Here is a 15,670-nt window from a genome sequence, read left to right as displayed (position 1 = left end):
TTATAACAAGGCATTCACACATGGCACAAAAAATGATGCAGGATCTGGGGCATAAACTCCTGCAATGGGCACAACTGTTCGGCCTGATCATCGTGGCCATCGCCACCATTTTCGCCATCGGGCATCAGGTCTACACCATGATCGCGGTGATGAACGTGGCCCTGGCCGACCTGCTGATGCTGTTTATCTATCTGGAAGTGCTGGCCATGGTGGCCATGTATCTGGAAATGGGCAAGCTGCCGATCCGCATCCCGCTATACATCGCCATCGTCGCGCTGGCGCGCTATCTGATACTGGACATGAAAGAGATGGACTCGCTGCGACTGATCGGCGTGGCGGGCACGGCCCTGCTGCTGGCCGTCTGCGTGTTTGTGATCCGCTATGGCCACTATCGATTTCCTTACGACAAAAGTGAATAGTCGTTCTAATTTTTAGATTGGTGCAAACGAAAGGATTCATTGTCCTTACGAATGATTGGGTCTTATAGTGTCTCCAGTAGCAGATGACCCCTGACCTTCTGATGGAGAAACGAATATGAGCACACAAAGCATCAATATTGGTATCAGTGAAACGGATCGTCACGCCATTGCCGACGGCCTCTCCCGTTTGCTGGCTGACACCTATACCCTGTACCTGAAGACGCACTACTTTCACTGGAACGTCACCGGGCCCATGTTCCAGACGCTGCACCTGATGTTCGAAACCCAGTACAACGAGCTGGCACTGGCGGTGGATCTGATCGCGGAACGGATACGCGCCCTCGGCTTCTTCGCCCCCGGCACCTACAAGGAGTTCAGCGCCCTGACCTCGATTGCCGAGAGCGACGGAGTACCCAAGGCCACCGAGATGATCACCCAGCTGGTCAGCGGCCAGGAGGCGGTGGTGCGTACTGCCCGTTCACTGTTCGAACTGGTAGACAAGGCGCAGGATGAGGCCACCGCCGATCTGCTGACCCAGCGTATCCAGCTGCACGAGAAGACAGCCTGGATGCTGCGCAGCCTGCTCGAATAAGCTCACGGCTTTAACCAGACCGATTTGAAATCAAACCAGCCCAGGTTGTTGAGGCGCATGCCTCGCGCCTGGGCTGTTCCTTGCAACCGCAACCAATGGTGAAACAGTGGCTGTAACCAGCCCAGCGTCATCACCTCCTGCATCAACGTCACCGGGGCCAAGGTGCCCTGTTGCCACTGTCGCTGCCAGGACGCGAGTGTGGCCGCATCCCCGCCACTGATCACCGACCGCAACAAAGGGGTACCCAGCAACCAGGCGGCCAGGCCGGTTTCGGCGGGCGCCTGGAAGTTGACCGAACCCAGCCATAAATCTGCCTGCCCATCACCACGCCACCAACTGGCATAATCCAGCTCCTGGCACTCCAGTTCGATACCGGATTGCCGCAAGCGTGCTGCCATCTGCTCAGCCAGCAAGGCATATTCCGGCTGCTGTTCATAGTAAACCAGTGTCAATTTTTGGATGCCGGGAGCCGACAGGGTCGAGGGTTCCGGATCGGGCGCCGCATGCAGCCATTGTGGCAGCAGGCTGTAGGCTGGCGCCCAGTAACGGCGAAATGCCGCAGGCACCGCCGCCATCAGTTGCCACGGCGCCAACTGTTGCTGCACCCAGCGCCGGCTCTGGGGACTGGCCAATTGCTGGCTGCGCGGATCGTAAAGCAGGAAATATCCCCCCTGCTCCAGCGCCATCTCCTGGTTGTCGAAGCCCTCCTCCTGGCCGCTGCTGACCTCCAGACCGCAGACCTGCCGATTTCCCAGCTCCAGTTGCTGTGCCAGGGCCGGCCACATCCAGATATCAACCTCGTCCAGCAAGGCACGCAGGCCGAAGTAGTCATCAAATGCCAGCAGGCGCAGCCGTTCGCTGCTGTTCTCCGCGACCAGGTAGGGGCCCGTCCCCAACGGCAGACGCCCGGACACCAGGCCCTGCCGCAGATGACTGGCCGGCTGAATCATGGCCTCGCACTGCGCCAACAGCCAGGGCAGATGGCCATCCTCGCAACTCAGGTTAATTTCGATCTGACGGGGGGAAAGGGCCCGGATCTGCTGTAAATGTGCAAATAGCGGTAAATGGCTGGCGGCTTGCAACGAAGCGACAACGTCGTCTGCCTGCAAGCGGCGGCCATCGTGGAAACGTACCGCCGGGCGCAAGAAGAAGTGCCAGCACAACGGCGTGAGCGCCTGCCAGTGGTGCGCCAGATCCGCCTCTACTTCCCCATTTTCCTCATTTACCCGCGTCAGGCCATTGAAGATTTGTCGAACCAGGTGGGCTTCGGAACGTCGCAGCGGCAATCCCGGCAGCAAGTTTGGTAACGGGCGGTAATAGGGAACCCGCAACAGCTGACGCTCGCCCTCGGTGACACGGCCGCACTCGGACAAAATAAAGCGCGACACCTCCTCTGCCGAGGCGCCCACCGTAGCCACAGCCTGCTGCAACTTGCCTTCGGCAAGCAGATGACGCGCTTGGTGGCGACGAAACGCATCCAGGGCGAGGCGGCATTGCAACTGGGATTGCCGCCCTCTTCCCGATTCGGCCAGCCAGTGGATCCAGCCCGCCTGCTCCATGCTGCGCAGCAGGGAGCGGACATGGCGCCGCGAGCAGAACAGCAGATCTGCCAGCTGCTGCAGCGTGGTTGCGGCAGGCTCCAGCCCATACTGCTCCAGCAATTTCTGATAATAGTGTTCCAGGCGACCCGACATAAAAGAGGAACTCCAATTGCATTAAGTCAGCAATTTTTCTCTCCCCATATTACAGCGATGATCGCTTTCGAAAAGCAAGCACATCATCCAGCGGGAGTACATGATGAAAAGAGCAAACCGTCAGCAACAACTGCACTTTTTCCACCTGTGGCTGGGTCTTAATGGCAGCGGGTTGGCACGGGAGAATCTGGCTCGACTTGAGCAACTGATGCAGTGGCATGCACTGCAGTTACCCGATGCGCTCTATCGGCGCCATTTCTAACAAGGAGTCCATATGGTTATCGAGCATGTCGCTATCTGGTGTCAGGATCTGGAGAAAATGCGCACCTTTTATCAGCACTATTTCCAGTTGCAGTCCAACCACAAATACACCAACGCACGCGGTTTTCAGTCCTATTTTTTGCGCTTCAGCTCGGGTTGCCGCATCGAATTGATGCAGTGGGACCAGGTCAGCACCGGACACAATGACGCCGAGCGTCAGTTTCTCGGACTCGGTCATATCGCGCTGTCGCTCGGTAGCCGGGAAGCGGTGGATAACCTGACCCGCAAACTGCAGCAAGATGGCTATACCTGTGTCAGCGGCCCCCGAGTCACCGGGGACGGCTACTATGAGAGCTGTATTCTGGACCCGGAGCTCAACCGCATCGAACTGTGTGCCTGAGCCTCAGCGATACAGGGGCATCCGCTCCTGTATCACGCTGTCTCGTCGCTGTTGAATCTGGCGCCACCAGGCTTCGCACAGCGGCCAGTTCTGCTGATAGAACTCCCGCTTGAAGACTAAAAAGTAGTTCCAGTGAAACAGCGGCCGGCTGGATCGGCGGATCTCGCGTGACCATCCCAATTCACGGATCTGGCGCAGCGTCGGCTCCTCCGGCCCCAGGACCATATCCAACCGACCGCGACGCAACTTTTCCAGGTTTAACTCGGCCGTTCGCGCTGCGTCATAGTGGATATGCAGCGCATCCAGATATTGCGCGGCCGCAGAGTCCTTCAATACCCCTACGCGGTAGTGCGCCAGCGCCTGAGGACCCAACGCCAACAGGTGAGTATCAAAACCCGGGCGGGTAAAAAAGTAATAATCCACCGCAAACAGCGCCTTGTTGCCATCGATTTCGCCATCATGGGTCATGGGATAGGCCAGGTAGCCAAGTCGCTCTGGTGAATAGGAGAAGCTGAAGGCCCCCTGCAGCCCGCCATAACGCGTCTCCTGAACCAGACGGCGAAGAGGCATTCTGTCGATCTTCAACCGGATACCCAGCTCCCGTGCCGTATCGACAATCAGATCGACGGCCAGTCCCGGCGGCACCTCCTGCTGCTCACCATAGCCACGCTGATAAGGCTCGAAGGGCTGATTGGCATATCCAAGGCGGACAGGAACCGCGGTGACGGCGGCACCGGCTCCCGACCACCACAGGATGAGCCAAGCGATAAACAGCTGGCGCAGAGTTCCTCGCATCCGGTACCTCACTGGATATGCATCACGTCCTCTAGAGTGTAGTGGCTGAGACTGAGGCTGTGGCCACGACCTCTGTTATCGGCAAAAAAACAGGGAGCCCAGGCTCCCTGTTGGCTTAGCCCAGAGGATAAGGCGGCGAGATGAATCCCTGATAGCCATCGACGAACAGGCGGGACAAGGCATTGACCTGCTCCTGACTCTCGACCCGGGTGGCGATGGTGACGATGCCGGCATTGTGCGCAGCGCGACACACGGCGGAGAGAAACGCCTGATCGCCCTCCTCCTTCAACACCATGCCGGTGTAGCCGTGATCGATCTTCACATAGGCAGGATGCAGCGATTCGAGATAATCGAGTGACTGGAAGTTACGTCCATACTGATCCACGCCCCATTCAAACTTGTGCCGCCGGATAATCTGCAGCAGCGTCTCAACGTGGTCGCGGGCATGCACTATGGCCGATTCTGGCAACTCGAGGAACAGGCGGCCCGCCAGCGACCCATGGGCGACGAGGAACGCATCCAGCCATTCGTGGAATGCTGCAGATGAGATGGCATGTTGCGTCAGGTTCACGGCCAGACGCAGCCCCTTGTGCCGGCTCAGCTCATCACCAATTTGCTCAAGCACATAACGGTCAAATTCGGACCCCAGCTTGAATTGTTCCACCGCCGGCATGAACTGGCCGGCAAAGAAATCCTCGCCATCGCGATGAATGCTGGTAAACAGCTCGGCATGATGGGGTTGCTGGTTGGCCAGCAGGATAGCCGGCTGAACCTTGAAGACCAACTGCTTGCTGTGCAGGGCGTTCAGCAACAAGTCGCGCCAGCCCAGACGACCGATATCATCATGCTGACCACGACTGTCCACCACCACGGTGCCCAGACGCTCACTGCGTGCACGACGCAATGCGCTGTCCGCCTTGGTCAGCATTACGGAGAGATCATCGTGCCGCTCTCTGGGGGCCACGCCGATCACCGAAATGGCGATGTCGCGCTCGATCGGGTTGATCACCAGTTCGGCAATGGAACGGTTCAGCTGATCCGCCACCTCTGCCAGTTCACCGATCTCCAGCGCCGGTAACAACACCGCGTATTCTGTCGCCGAGATCCGCGCCAATGCATGTCCGGGATAGACCTTGAGCACATCCTGCATACTGTTGGCTACCGCCTTGACCATGCTGTCACGCGCCGCGTAGCCCTCTTCACGATACACTTCGTCCAGCATGTCGACCGCCACCAGCATGATGCCACCCTGTCCCGACTCTGCCAGCCAGGCATTCACCTGGCCGACAAAATAGGCGCGGTTGCCCAATCCGGAGACGGCATCACGGAACGCCCGTTCACGCAGTTGCTCCGCGGCTTCGGCTTGCTCCTTGAATTGCTGGGCCAGCTTGGTCGCCATGGTATTGATCGCCTGGACAACCTTGCGCAACTCAAGGGTTCTCGGCAATGGGATGACATGTCCAAAATGGTGTTGTTCTATCTCGGTGGCCTGTACACAGATCTCGTCCAGCGGCCGCAACAGGTATTGCAACGCCCGCATCAACAGAACGGTGACCAGCAGGAACGTCACGACGAAGGCGATGAAGAGCCGGCTCATGCCGTTCCACAGCTCGTAGTATGCCTGCCCCGGGTGCCCCTCTACTCTGAGCTTGCCAAGTTGCAGCCAGCCCGAGGTCAGAATCGATTCGAAACTCACCGGCTTGAACAGCTGCAGCGACAGGAACCACTGCGGCACGCCCTGAATATCGGCACTGTTTTCACGCTGGATGACGCTCTGGCTGGCAAGCAGATCCAGCCGCAGCCGCCGGTAGAAACCACCGTCAAAGGCGGCATTGATGACCGACTCGGCCCCCACCGCATCACCTGTTTCCAGATACGGTGTCAAAGCCAGCCCCAACGAATTGGCTGTACTGGTGACAGATAGCTCAAGCTGACCGGCGAGATAAGCCCGGGTCGAGTTGAACTGCACCAGATAGGCCGCCACAAACAAGGTGGCAAACAGTGCCAGCATGGTGACCAGGAGTTGTCGGTATAGAGTCATAATTCAATCATCCAGATTCAATTTGGGACGTTTCAACTTTTCACTGCTAAAACGGCTTCTCAGGTCATTCCATAACGTCAACCGCGAAGAGCTGCCTGCCAGCTGACCTTGTCCGCGTTCTTTCATCAACCACAAGTGGGAACCATTAAAACTGAAGACCGGGACTAAATCCTTGCGTTGTGTCGCCGGTTTAATCGCCACGTCGATATTATCGAGAATCAAAGGAATCGCTGCCGGAGTAGGATAATAGGCAACGACCATGTGAAATTGCTGATATGTCAAAGACTTGACATAAACCATTCTCAACTTTTCATCATTCAGCCCCAACTCGAGCAGGCTGAAATATTTAGCAATACTGTAATCTTCGCAATCACCACCGCCGGCACCGATAAACTCCATCGGCGACGCCCAATAGTCATTCTTGCCCCAGAGCACGACGTCACTGAGAAACTTCATCTGGTTAAAGAAGCGGTTCACCTCGGTCAACGCTCTTTTTTCATCCCACTGCTGCTGTTTGCCGCGCTGGATCAACTCGCGCCATGCCTGCATACGTTTGCCGGCGCGTTGACCGTAAAAATCGGTCACGCTGCGTATCGCGTTGAGGTCTTCCTCGGCCAGCGGCAAGGCAAACAATAATCCGGGCAGCAACAACAACAGGTAGAACCAGCGTCTCGACAGCAGGCGACGGCGTTCAGGAACCATGGCGGGCTCCGTTAGCCAACTTGCAGGCAAAAGAGAGGGTGGCAGGTGTCAACCACCTGCCATAACCACACACATACACACGTTTAACGCAGATTACTGAGCCCATTCAGCCGGCTTTTGCACCTTGAGTGAGTCCAGCAACGAGCCTGTCGCATTCAACACCCGATACTGGGCATACAGCTCATCATACTGGGTACCGATCAGACTGGTTCTGGCTTCAAACAATTCGTTCTCGGTGTTCAACACGTCAAGCAAGGTACGTTGCCCCAAGGTGAACTGTTGTTTGTAAGCCCGGACCGTCTCATAGCTGTACTCGACGTGCTGCTGCTGATAGTCCTTCTGGTTACGCAGGGTCTGCAACGCTTGCCACGCCAGACGGGTGCCCTCTTCAACTTGACGGTAGGCATTCAGATGAATGTCCTTGGCCTGGGAATAGAGTGCTGAAGTAGCCTTCATGTTGGCGCTGTCTGCTCCCCCGTTATAGAGGTTGTAGCGTACGCGCAGCATGACGCTGGCTTCATCTTTAGAGCCCTCGGCGCCATCGGCATCGTCATACCAACTCTGACCCGCTTCGATATTTACCTTCGGATAGTTATTGGCCTTGGCGCCCTCGTGTTGATACTTGGCAGCCTCGATATCCTCCAGCGATGAGAGCAGCACAGGATTGCTGCCGGTCGCCTGTTTGAGTGCATCATCCAATGAGGCCGGCAGGGTCACGCTGTCGGACGTTGGCTCGATCAGATCGGCAGGTTCGTTGTTCACTACCCGGATAAACTCTGCCTTGGCATCATCCAGATTGTTCTGGGCTGCCGCCATGTTCGAGTAGGCACGAGCCACACGGCCCTGAATCTGAGTCAGGTCCGCAGAGGATCCCACGCCAGAGGTCGTACGCTTGGTGATATCGCTCAGGATCTGCTCATGAGTTGCCAGGTTTTCCTTGGACAGCTCATAAATTTCCTGCTGCTTGAGCACGTTGAGGTACACTTCGGTCACACGCAGAGCGACATCTTCCGCAGTCGACATCAGCATCAGCTTTTGTGCCTTGGCTTCCGAGGTGGTACGGTCCACATTGCTGCTGGTATCAAAACCATCGAACAGCATCTGGGTGAGCGACACACTGGCATCCTTGCGGGTCAAGTCGGTTCTGTCATCAGCACCAACCGATTTAATCCACTCCGGCCCCACTCCAGCACTGAGGTCAATCTTGGGCTTATAACCCGCCCTGGCCTGATCCACCTGATGGGTTCGGGCTTGATAGAGGTCGTAAGCTTCCTTGATTTGCGGATGACTCAGCAAGGTGTTCGCCACACTCTGTTCCAGGCTATCGGCTGCGGCTATTGAGCTCATCGAGCCCAGCGCCGCGGCGATCGCCACGACCAGTAGTCTGTGTTTCATTTCCAGTCTCCTTGATTGTTGGAACTAGCGCTCTCTCAGCGCACTTTGCTTGGCCCGAAGAATGGGTTTTAACAGGTACTCCAACACACTCTTCTTGCCAGTAATGATGTCCACATTGGCCATCATGCCGGGAATGATCGGCATCGGTTTACTGGCTTCGCCAAGATAGCTCTTATCAGTCCGAACACGAACCAGGTAAAACGCATTCCCTTTTTCATCCTGAATCGTATCGGCACTAATATGCTCCAGCGTGCCTTTCAGCCCGCCGTAGATAGCAAAATCATAGGCCGAAATTTTCACTACCGCCGGTAAACCCGGACGCAGGAAGGCAATATCTTTTGGCAACACTCTGGCTTCAATTAATAAATTGTCCTCAATGGGAACGATCTCAATCAAATCCATCCCGGGTTGCACCACCCCACCGACCGTATTTACCTTGATGGTCTTGATTGTGCCCTTGACCGGAGACAGCACACTGGTGCGTTCTACCCGATCCTTGAGCCCGACTTGCCCCTCGGAGAGCTGGGAAAGTTTGCTTTGTTTTTCATCCAGTTCCTTTTGTGCATCGACACGGAACTTCAACGCGACATCATTGCGTTTGAGGATGGTCTCACGCAGTAACGCATTTTGTTTGGGCAGCAACAAACGCGCATTTTCCAATTCGCCACGCATTTCGTTGACCTGGCGTTCCAATTTGATCAATTCAACCCGCGGCACTATGCCCTCCTTGGCCAGCGGTCGATTCATGGCCAATTCCTGGCTTGCCAAATCCACGCTGCGCCCCAGAGTGCGAATACGGTTGTTGATTTCAAATATCTCGTTTTCCTTCTGCTCAATCTGCTGCGCCATAATCGACAGTTCATTATTGAGATTATTCAGGGACACCGTATAAGCGTTATTCTGCCGCTTGGCCTCCTCGGGAAATACGTTATCAAAACTATCCGGGAAGACGATGGTTTCGAACTCCACCACTATCTGCTCTCGCCAACTGAGCTTGGCATCGTTATTCACCTTCAGGCTTGCCAGCTCGGCTTTGAGTCGGGAGACATCGCCTTTCAGGCTGATGATCTCCTGCTCGCGCTCGCGAAAATCGGAGCGAAAACGGGTGTCATCAATCTGCATCAGCTCCTGACCCTGCAGCACTATCTGCCCTTCTTTGACAAACACCTGCTTGACGATACCGCCTTCCAGGTTCTGCACCACCTGCAGTTGTCGGGATGGAATCACTTTGCCCTGGCCGGACGTCACCTCGTCCAGCTCGGCCCACCCCGCCCAGAGGATGGCCACCACGAAGAACGCAAAACAGCACCACAGCAAGATCCGAGCCTGAGTGGGGGTATTGAGCAAAATGGCCGCTGAGCTGTCATCAATAAACTCCAGCTGCTCGGCATGAGGCAAACCGGTTTTTTTACTCATTTTGCCCCTCCCGCGCCCGCACCTTGCCCTCTTTCAACAGTTGCAAGACATGATCCCGGGGGCCATCGGCGACCACAATGCCCATGTCCAAGACGACCAGTCGCTCGACGGCATCCAGCATAGTGGTTCTGTGGGTAATCAAAACCAGTGTGGTATCGGCGCCTAGTCGGGCCAGTTCCTCTTTCACCAACCCTTCGGAACGGTTATCCATGTTGGAGGTTGGCTCATCGAGCAACAAGATAGGCGGATCGTTGAGCAAAGCCCGCGACAAGGCGATGGCCTGCCGCTGCCCCCCGGATAGCAACCGCCCTCCTTCACCAACCTGTCGCTCCAGGCCATTGGGATCACGATTGGTAAATTGCGTCACCCCGCCACGCCGCGCGGCTCGCAGGACCCGCATGTCATCGGTCAGCGGGTTACCGACGATGATATTGTCGCGAATAGAACCAAAAAACAGCGTGATGTCCTGCGGTACACAGCCGATGTTACGTCTGATGACCGCGGGGTGTAACTGGGCCAAATCGTAACCATCGATACGGATGGCTCCGCTTTGCGGTCGATACAGACCGAGCAGCAGCTTTTCCAACGTGGTCTTGCCGGCTCCGACTCGCCCGATAATGGCCACTTTTTCTCCCGGCCGAATATGCAAGCTGACGTTGCGCAGCGAATCCTGTTCGCTATCGGGATAGCGAAACGTCACGTTGTCGAATTCGATTTGCCCCTGCAATACCGTGTGTTGAATGTACTGCCGGTCATCTTCTTGTTCGCTTGGGCTATCCATGATCTTGCCAAGAATATCCAGCGCTGACTTGGCCTGGTTATAGCGGGTAGACAATACCGAGAGCTGAACCAGTGGGGCTATGGCCCTGCTCGAGAGCATCACGGCAGCGATCATGCCGCCCATGGACAACTCACCTTCCGAAATCAGGTATACACCCAATACCACCAGTGCCACCGTGGCCATCTGCTGACAAAAACTGGCCAAGGTCGCGATACGGTTCGTGATGCGGCGGGTTTCGATTCCCCAGTTCGCCATGTGGCTAACCGCCTGTTCCCATTTGTATTGAAAATTGCCCTCGGCACCAAATACCTTGACCGCTTCCAGCCCGGCGAGACCTTCAATCAGATTGGCGTATTTCTGTGAAGCAAGGCGTGAGCCCTCTTCGATACTGCGTTTTAGCGGCTCCTGGATGTAGAAGCTGTAAACCGATAGCAAGACAATACAAACCAGCGGAACGACCACCATGTAGCCGCCGAAGATCCAGATAATCAGCAGGAAAAAGAATGCAAACGGCAGGTCAATCAAGGCCGCCACCGTGGCCGAGGTGAAGAATTCGCGAATCGCTTCAAACTCTTGCAAGTGTTTGGCAAACGCTCCCGTCGAGGCTGGTCTGGCCTCCATTCGAATCCCCATCACCTTGGCAAAGATCTTTGCCGACAGCAGGACGTCGGATTTTTTACCGGCAATATCGATGAAGTAGCTGCGCAGTTGCCGCATCAAAAAGTCGAACAGGAAGATGATCGATACCCCGATCGCCAGTACCCATAACGAATCAAATGCCAGATTAGGCACTATCTTGTCATAGACATTCATGGTGAAGAGCGGGCTGGCGATGGCAAAGAGGTTGATCAGGATCGACGCTATCAACACATCACGGTAGATGCCTCTGGACTCCAGCAAGGTGCTCCAGAACCAGTGGCCATGACGGGTTTCCAGCACCTTCGGAGAGCGGGCATCGTACTTGAACTGCTTCTTCAGTAGTATGCAGCTGCCGGCATACTGTTGATTCAGGCTCTCAAGGGAGAGCTCCTGTTGCCCACCACCCAGCAAGGGCAAGATGATCTGGCACTGACCACTTGCTTCATCATGCGACAACAGAACGCAAGCCCCGCCATCCTTCAATAACAGGATGCATGGCAACAATAATGCCGAAATGGATGCAATGTCCGAGTTATAGATACGCGAAGCAAACCCGGCCCGCTCGGCGGCGCGTGAAAATAGCGGGACAGACAGACGGCCATCGACCAGTGGCAAACCTGCAATCAGGGCATCACGACTATTCGGCACCGCGTAAAACTTGGACAAAAAGACCAGACATTCCAGCAGTTGATCGGTGTGTTCCCGGGAGCGTTCCATTCTTTCTCCATCCGGACAAGCTAGACAGTAATCAGAATCCAGTGATTCTTAATATAATTTTTATTTTTGTGACAATAGCTTAGCATAAATTTGACAATCAAAGATCAACCCACCTTACCACGTTCACTCGTAACTGGCAGGTCGTGATGACAGGATAAACGCGGCCAGCGTAATGCCGGGTGATAAACAAAAATAAACCCGACTCGTTCGAGCCGGGTTTTGCCATCTGTGACGCCTTCGTTATTTATCGATATCCAGCAAGCCGTTGTTCAGCATGTAATTCAACACCTGATCCGCGGTACTGCTGCTGGAGCCCGTGATATCGCTGAAGCTGACATTATCGAGCACAATCTTCTCGACCACGGCACCTGCCGCTCCCGTCCCTTCTGGATCGTGAATCTCGATCGTGACATTGTTATTGTCGGCACCAATCGAGAGGTAGGACTTGAGCACATCCGCACTCTTATCACCACCATGATCCAGTAAGTCACTGATATCGATGACATCCGCACTCTTGTCAAAATCGGTGATGTGATCGGTGGCCAGCGTTAATGCACTGCCCTGATCACCCTGCTGCCATGAGAAGATGTCCTTACCACCGCCACCTGTCAGGGTGTCACTGCCTTCTCCCCCCACCAGAATGTCGTTGCCCAAGTCCCCATACAGCTGGTCTGCCGCACCGCCGCCTTGCAGCACGTCATTGCCTGCGGCGCCATGGATGATGTCCCGACCCTCGCTACCCGTGATCAAGTCCTGCCCCGTGGTACCTGTGACCGATTCGCCGGTTCGAATCATCCAGGTTCCCGTGCTGTCCTGAACGACATCCTGCAAGTCACTCAGGGTGTAGCCCTCTTGCAACATCAACAGGTTACTGCTGTTGAATTGAGACCAACTGCTATCCGCTGTCTCTTTGTAAGACATGCTGAAGTTTGCCGCACCACCTTGATCCCAGTAGACAATTTCTACCTGATGCAAACCTTCGGACAGGGAGACACTCGCCCCTGTCGTGGTGGCCGTCGCCACATTACCATCATAGGTAACAACCTCGACGCCATCGATATAGACCTTGTAGCCGTCATCCGCCGTCACCTTGAACTGGTAACTTCCTTCACCAAAATAGACCGACCCCAGAATTCGAATGATCGCATCCGTGGTATTGCCATAGTTGTTGGTCGCATACAAAGACGAGGCATCGTGCCCGTTGCCACTGTTATGCAGGAAGTTGTACAGATTGCCGGATGTGACGTTCTTGTAGTACAGCGTCTGGGCCGAGGCGCCCAGGTTACCGCTGGTGACACTGCCATAGTTCAGGCTGGTCGCAACGAAGCGTGCATCCATACTGGAATCACTGGCCGCGACGGGATTGCTGGCCCCAATCGTGATGCCGGTCCGGGTAAAAATAATACGGCTGGCATCGCTGACACTATCGAGATTGCCAACCGAGCCGTCACCACTCTCTTTTTGGTAATTGTTACCGGGCGAAGCACTGTCGTTATAGCCGTAGTATTCGCCACTTAACCCCATCGCCGACGTCGCGACGGCGGTATAGCTGGCATTCAATGTCTGAATGGAGTCCGCATCGACCGTTACCGTCAAGGTGCTCTGGGTTGAAGACTGGGAACCATTGGCTGCTTCTGTGGTAGTCGCCGTCACCACCATATCCACGGTACCGGTAAAGCCCAGTGGCGGGGTAAACAACAAGGCTGAGCCATCCCATTGGGTAATATCCACAGCACTGTCTGCGGTGGTGGCCACAAAGGTATGAGTACCATCAGAAAGCACACTGCCCTCAGGCAGGGCGCTGACGACCAGTGTCAGCGTTTCGGAACCATCGGTATCTGCCGTGGTCGCGGAAATGGAGGCAAGATGAATCGTGGTACCGACCATGCCGTGGTTATAGGTTGAGGCGTAATAGCCACCATCACCCACCGACGTCATGCCGGCATGTTGCAATCCCAGCGCATCAACCTGGCTGATATCGGTATAGAGCGGGATGTTGCTGGTCGACAGATCAACCGCCGCGCCAGAGTCTACCGATACCATGACCGAGATGGCTCCAACATTATTGCCGTTGTAGGCAAACATCTCGAACGAGTAGTAACCACTGACCGCCGGCACATAACTGGCGGTATAGTTCCCCCAATGGTTGTAGCCAACCGCTATGATGGCGGTACCGCCGATTTCCAGCCTCAGGGTGTCGTCATGATAGCCGGTAAAGGTATAGGTGTGCCCTGCCTCCAGATAGATCAGCCCATTGGCACTGTAGGCATCATCTTCAGGGACATCGAGTCGAGTCCCCAAGTTGGTAGCGACAGTTTGCGAGGTCGGAGTCGTAGACTCCAGAACCGACTCCACTCTGGTAGTAGAAGACGCATTGCCGGTATTGAGCCCCGCCACATTATCGTAGTAGTTGAGTGTCAGGCCATTGCCTTTTTGCGTCTCGTCCGGTGCCAACCCCCCGCCTGTCGTGACAGAAGAGATCGACACCGACAAGGTGGGCTTATCCGCCACGGCTTCAAGATTGATCGTGGTGGTATAGCTTTGACTGCTCCAGTTGGTGCCATCGCTGACATGGAAGGTCACTGCGCTGTCGACATCGCTGTGATCGGTGGGATCAAATGTCAGCTTGCCGGCACTGATATCCGCCGCGCTGACAACCAGGCCACCGGACGAGACCATACTGGTCGTGATTGCCACTCCATCCAGATAGAGGGTGCCATTCCCTGGCAGCGCGTCGATACGCACAGCTTGCAGACTATTACCTGCATCCTGATCCTGGAAGACACCAAAATTCGCCAGACCGAGAGCATACGCTGAGCTGGTATTGCCCAGATCTTCAACCAGATCAAGGATGGTATTGCTGCTGGTCGGCGCATTGTCATTGCTATCACCCACATTGATGGTCACGGTTGCGGTATCACTCCGCGTACCATCCGTGGCACTCACGGTCAGTTGGTGCTGCTGGGCCGTCTCATAATCCAGGTGCTGACCCGTCGCCAGAGAGATGGCTCCCGTTGCACTGTCGATCACAAACAACCCGGCTGCGTTCCCGCCAGTGATCTGGTATCGAATTGCCTGGCCATCCCGATCGGTGTCGTTGAGCGTATAACTGTCATTGACGTTAACGAGCACGGTTCCCGCGGCTGTGCTCTCGGCAACGGTAACCGAGCTGTCGAGAACATTCGGCGCGTTATCGTTTATGTTGCCGACGTTGATGGTCACGGTCGCGGTATCGCTCAGGCTACCGTCGCTGGCTGTCACCGTCAGAACATGCTGAGGCACTGTTTCATAGTCCAGATGCTGACCGGCAGCCAATGTAATGACGCCGGTCGAGCTATTGATCGTAAACAAGCCCGCCTCATTACCCGCGGTAATCTGATAATTGATCTGCTGACCATCACGATCCAGATCGGTACCGGTAAAGCGATCGTTGATGTTGACCAAGGTAGTGCCAGAGGGAATATCCTCAGCCACAGATACCAGGCTGTTATCAATGTCCGGGGTGTCGTTGACCGGGCTGACCGTGATGTTCACGGTCACGGTATTGCCGTCCGCCGTGCCGTCGTTGACCTTGTAGCTGAAGCTGTCTGCCGTGGTCTCGCTGCCGTCATGCACGTAGCTGAAGGTGCCATCCGCATTCAGCGTCAGGCTGCCGTGCGCCGGTCCGGTGACCAGGATCGCCGACAGGCTGTTCTGCTCGGCGTCGCTGTCGTTGCTCAACACGCTGCCGGCGCCGCCGACCAGCACGGTGGCCGTGCCGCCTTCGGCGACGGTGATGCTGTCCGCCACCGCCACCGGGGCGTCGTTAACCGGAGTCA

12 protein-coding genes are annotated in these 15,670 nt (G+C 55.8%); 4 read left to right on the top strand and 8 right to left on the bottom strand.

Features of this window, described 5'->3' with window-relative positions:
- The first annotated feature begins 20 nt into the window (after positions 1–20).
- Together ACFOSS_RS02200 and ACFOSS_RS02195 are read left to right on the top strand one after the other, a co-directional pair.
- Positions 21–419: a phosphate-starvation-inducible protein PsiE gene (locus ACFOSS_RS02200; RefSeq protein WP_377150379.1), complete on the top strand. Its 399-nt coding sequence runs from the start codon at positions 21–23 to the stop codon at positions 417–419.
- Between the two features lie 115 nt (positions 420–534).
- The gene (locus ACFOSS_RS02195) at positions 535–1,011 is read left to right on the top strand and encodes a Dps family protein (RefSeq protein WP_377150378.1); all 477 of its coding nucleotides are present in this window, start codon (positions 535–537) and stop codon (positions 1,009–1,011) included.
- Positions 1,012–1,013: 2 nt separating this feature from the next.
- Here ACFOSS_RS02195 and sgrR read toward each other — a convergent pair whose 3' ends face one another.
- Positions 1,014–2,705, bottom strand: a complete 1,692-nt coding sequence (gene sgrR, locus ACFOSS_RS02190) for an HTH-type transcriptional regulator SgrR (RefSeq protein WP_377150376.1) — start codon at positions 2,703–2,705, stop codon at positions 1,014–1,016.
- 103 nt (positions 2,706–2,808) lie between these two features.
- Here sgrR and ACFOSS_RS02185 point away from each other — a divergent pair, with 103 nt between their 5' ends.
- Positions 2,809–2,967 carry a hypothetical protein gene (locus ACFOSS_RS02185; RefSeq protein ID WP_377150375.1) on the top strand — a complete coding sequence of 53 codons (159 nt, stop codon included), beginning with the start codon at positions 2,809–2,811 and terminating at the stop codon, positions 2,965–2,967.
- Between the two features lie 12 nt (positions 2,968–2,979).
- Positions 2,980–3,366 carry a VOC family protein gene (locus ACFOSS_RS02180; protein ID WP_377150374.1) on the top strand — a complete coding sequence of 129 codons (387 nt, stop codon included), beginning with the start codon at positions 2,980–2,982 and terminating at the stop codon, positions 3,364–3,366.
- Between the two features lie 3 nt (positions 3,367–3,369).
- Here the strand turns inward: ACFOSS_RS02180 and ACFOSS_RS02175 are convergent, their stop codons facing one another.
- From ACFOSS_RS02175 to ACFOSS_RS02145, 7 genes are all read right to left on the bottom strand, one after another.
- Positions 3,370–4,161 (bottom strand): substrate-binding periplasmic protein, encoded by a 792-nt coding sequence (locus tag ACFOSS_RS02175; RefSeq protein WP_377150373.1) that lies wholly within the window; start codon positions 4,159–4,161, stop codon positions 3,370–3,372.
- Positions 4,162–4,276: 115 nt separating this feature from the next.
- Positions 4,277–6,202: an EAL domain-containing protein gene (locus tag ACFOSS_RS02170; protein WP_377150372.1), complete on the bottom strand. Its 1,926-nt coding sequence runs from the start codon at positions 6,200–6,202 to the stop codon at positions 4,277–4,279.
- Between the two features lie 3 nt (positions 6,203–6,205).
- Positions 6,206–6,904, bottom strand: a complete 699-nt coding sequence (locus ACFOSS_RS02165; protein WP_377150371.1) for a transglutaminase-like cysteine peptidase — start codon at positions 6,902–6,904, stop codon at positions 6,206–6,208.
- A gap of 93 nt (positions 6,905–6,997) precedes the next feature.
- The gene (locus ACFOSS_RS02160; protein ID WP_377150370.1) at positions 6,998–8,299 is read right to left on the bottom strand and encodes a TolC family outer membrane protein; all 1,302 of its coding nucleotides are present in this window, start codon (positions 8,297–8,299) and stop codon (positions 6,998–7,000) included.
- A gap of 24 nt (positions 8,300–8,323) precedes the next feature.
- Positions 8,324–9,715, bottom strand: coding sequence for an HlyD family type I secretion periplasmic adaptor subunit (locus ACFOSS_RS02155; protein WP_377150369.1), 1,392 nt, complete (start codon positions 9,713–9,715; stop codon positions 8,324–8,326).
- The gene (locus ACFOSS_RS02150; protein ID WP_377150368.1) at positions 9,708–11,852 is read right to left on the bottom strand and encodes a type I secretion system permease/ATPase; all 2,145 of its coding nucleotides are present in this window, start codon (positions 11,850–11,852) and stop codon (positions 9,708–9,710) included. The genes ACFOSS_RS02155 and ACFOSS_RS02150 overlap by 8 nt, the downstream gene beginning before the upstream one ends.
- Before the next feature lie 240 nt (positions 11,853–12,092).
- Positions 12,093–15,670, bottom strand: a 3,578-nt coding sequence (locus ACFOSS_RS02145) for a cadherin domain-containing protein (protein ID WP_377150367.1), incomplete at its 5' end; no start/stop codon positions are given.

Origin of the sequence: Pseudaeromonas sharmana (assembly GCF_042649925.1) — a bacterium.
Classification (GTDB): Bacteria; Pseudomonadota; Gammaproteobacteria; order Enterobacterales; family Aeromonadaceae; genus Pseudaeromonas; species Pseudaeromonas sharmana.
This window is presented reverse-complemented; position numbering and strand designations above follow the sequence as displayed.

What these genes read in the sequence shown, in the direction of transcription:
- ACFOSS_RS02155 (WP_377150369.1), bottom strand. Translation starts at nt 9,715, where the DNA reads ATGAGTAAAAAAACCGGTTTGCCTCATGCCGAGCAGCTGGAGTTTATT.
- ACFOSS_RS02170 (WP_377150372.1), bottom strand. Translation starts at nt 6,202, where the DNA reads ATGACTCTATACCGACAACTCCTGGTCACCATGCTGGCACTGTTTGCC.
- ACFOSS_RS02160 (WP_377150370.1), bottom strand. Translation starts at nt 8,299, where the DNA reads ATGAAACACAGACTACTGGTCGTGGCGATCGCCGCGGCGCTGGGCTCG.
- ACFOSS_RS02150 (WP_377150368.1), bottom strand. Translation starts at nt 11,852, where the DNA reads ATGGAACGCTCCCGGGAACACACCGATCAACTGCTGGAATGTCTGGTC.
- ACFOSS_RS02195 (WP_377150378.1), top strand. Translation starts at nt 535, where the DNA reads ATGAGCACACAAAGCATCAATATTGGTATCAGTGAAACGGATCGTCAC.
- ACFOSS_RS02175 (WP_377150373.1), bottom strand. Translation starts at nt 4,161, where the DNA reads ATGCGAGGAACTCTGCGCCAGCTGTTTATCGCTTGGCTCATCCTGTGG.
- ACFOSS_RS02200 (WP_377150379.1), top strand. Translation starts at nt 21, where the DNA reads ATGGCACAAAAAATGATGCAGGATCTGGGGCATAAACTCCTGCAATGG.
- ACFOSS_RS02185 (WP_377150375.1), top strand. Translation starts at nt 2,809, where the DNA reads ATGAAAAGAGCAAACCGTCAGCAACAACTGCACTTTTTCCACCTGTGG.
- sgrR (WP_377150376.1), bottom strand. Translation starts at nt 2,705, where the DNA reads ATGTCGGGTCGCCTGGAACACTATTATCAGAAATTGCTGGAGCAGTAT.
- ACFOSS_RS02165 (WP_377150371.1), bottom strand. Translation starts at nt 6,904, where the DNA reads ATGGTTCCTGAACGCCGTCGCCTGCTGTCGAGACGCTGGTTCTACCTG.
- ACFOSS_RS02180 (WP_377150374.1), top strand. Translation starts at nt 2,980, where the DNA reads ATGGTTATCGAGCATGTCGCTATCTGGTGTCAGGATCTGGAGAAAATG.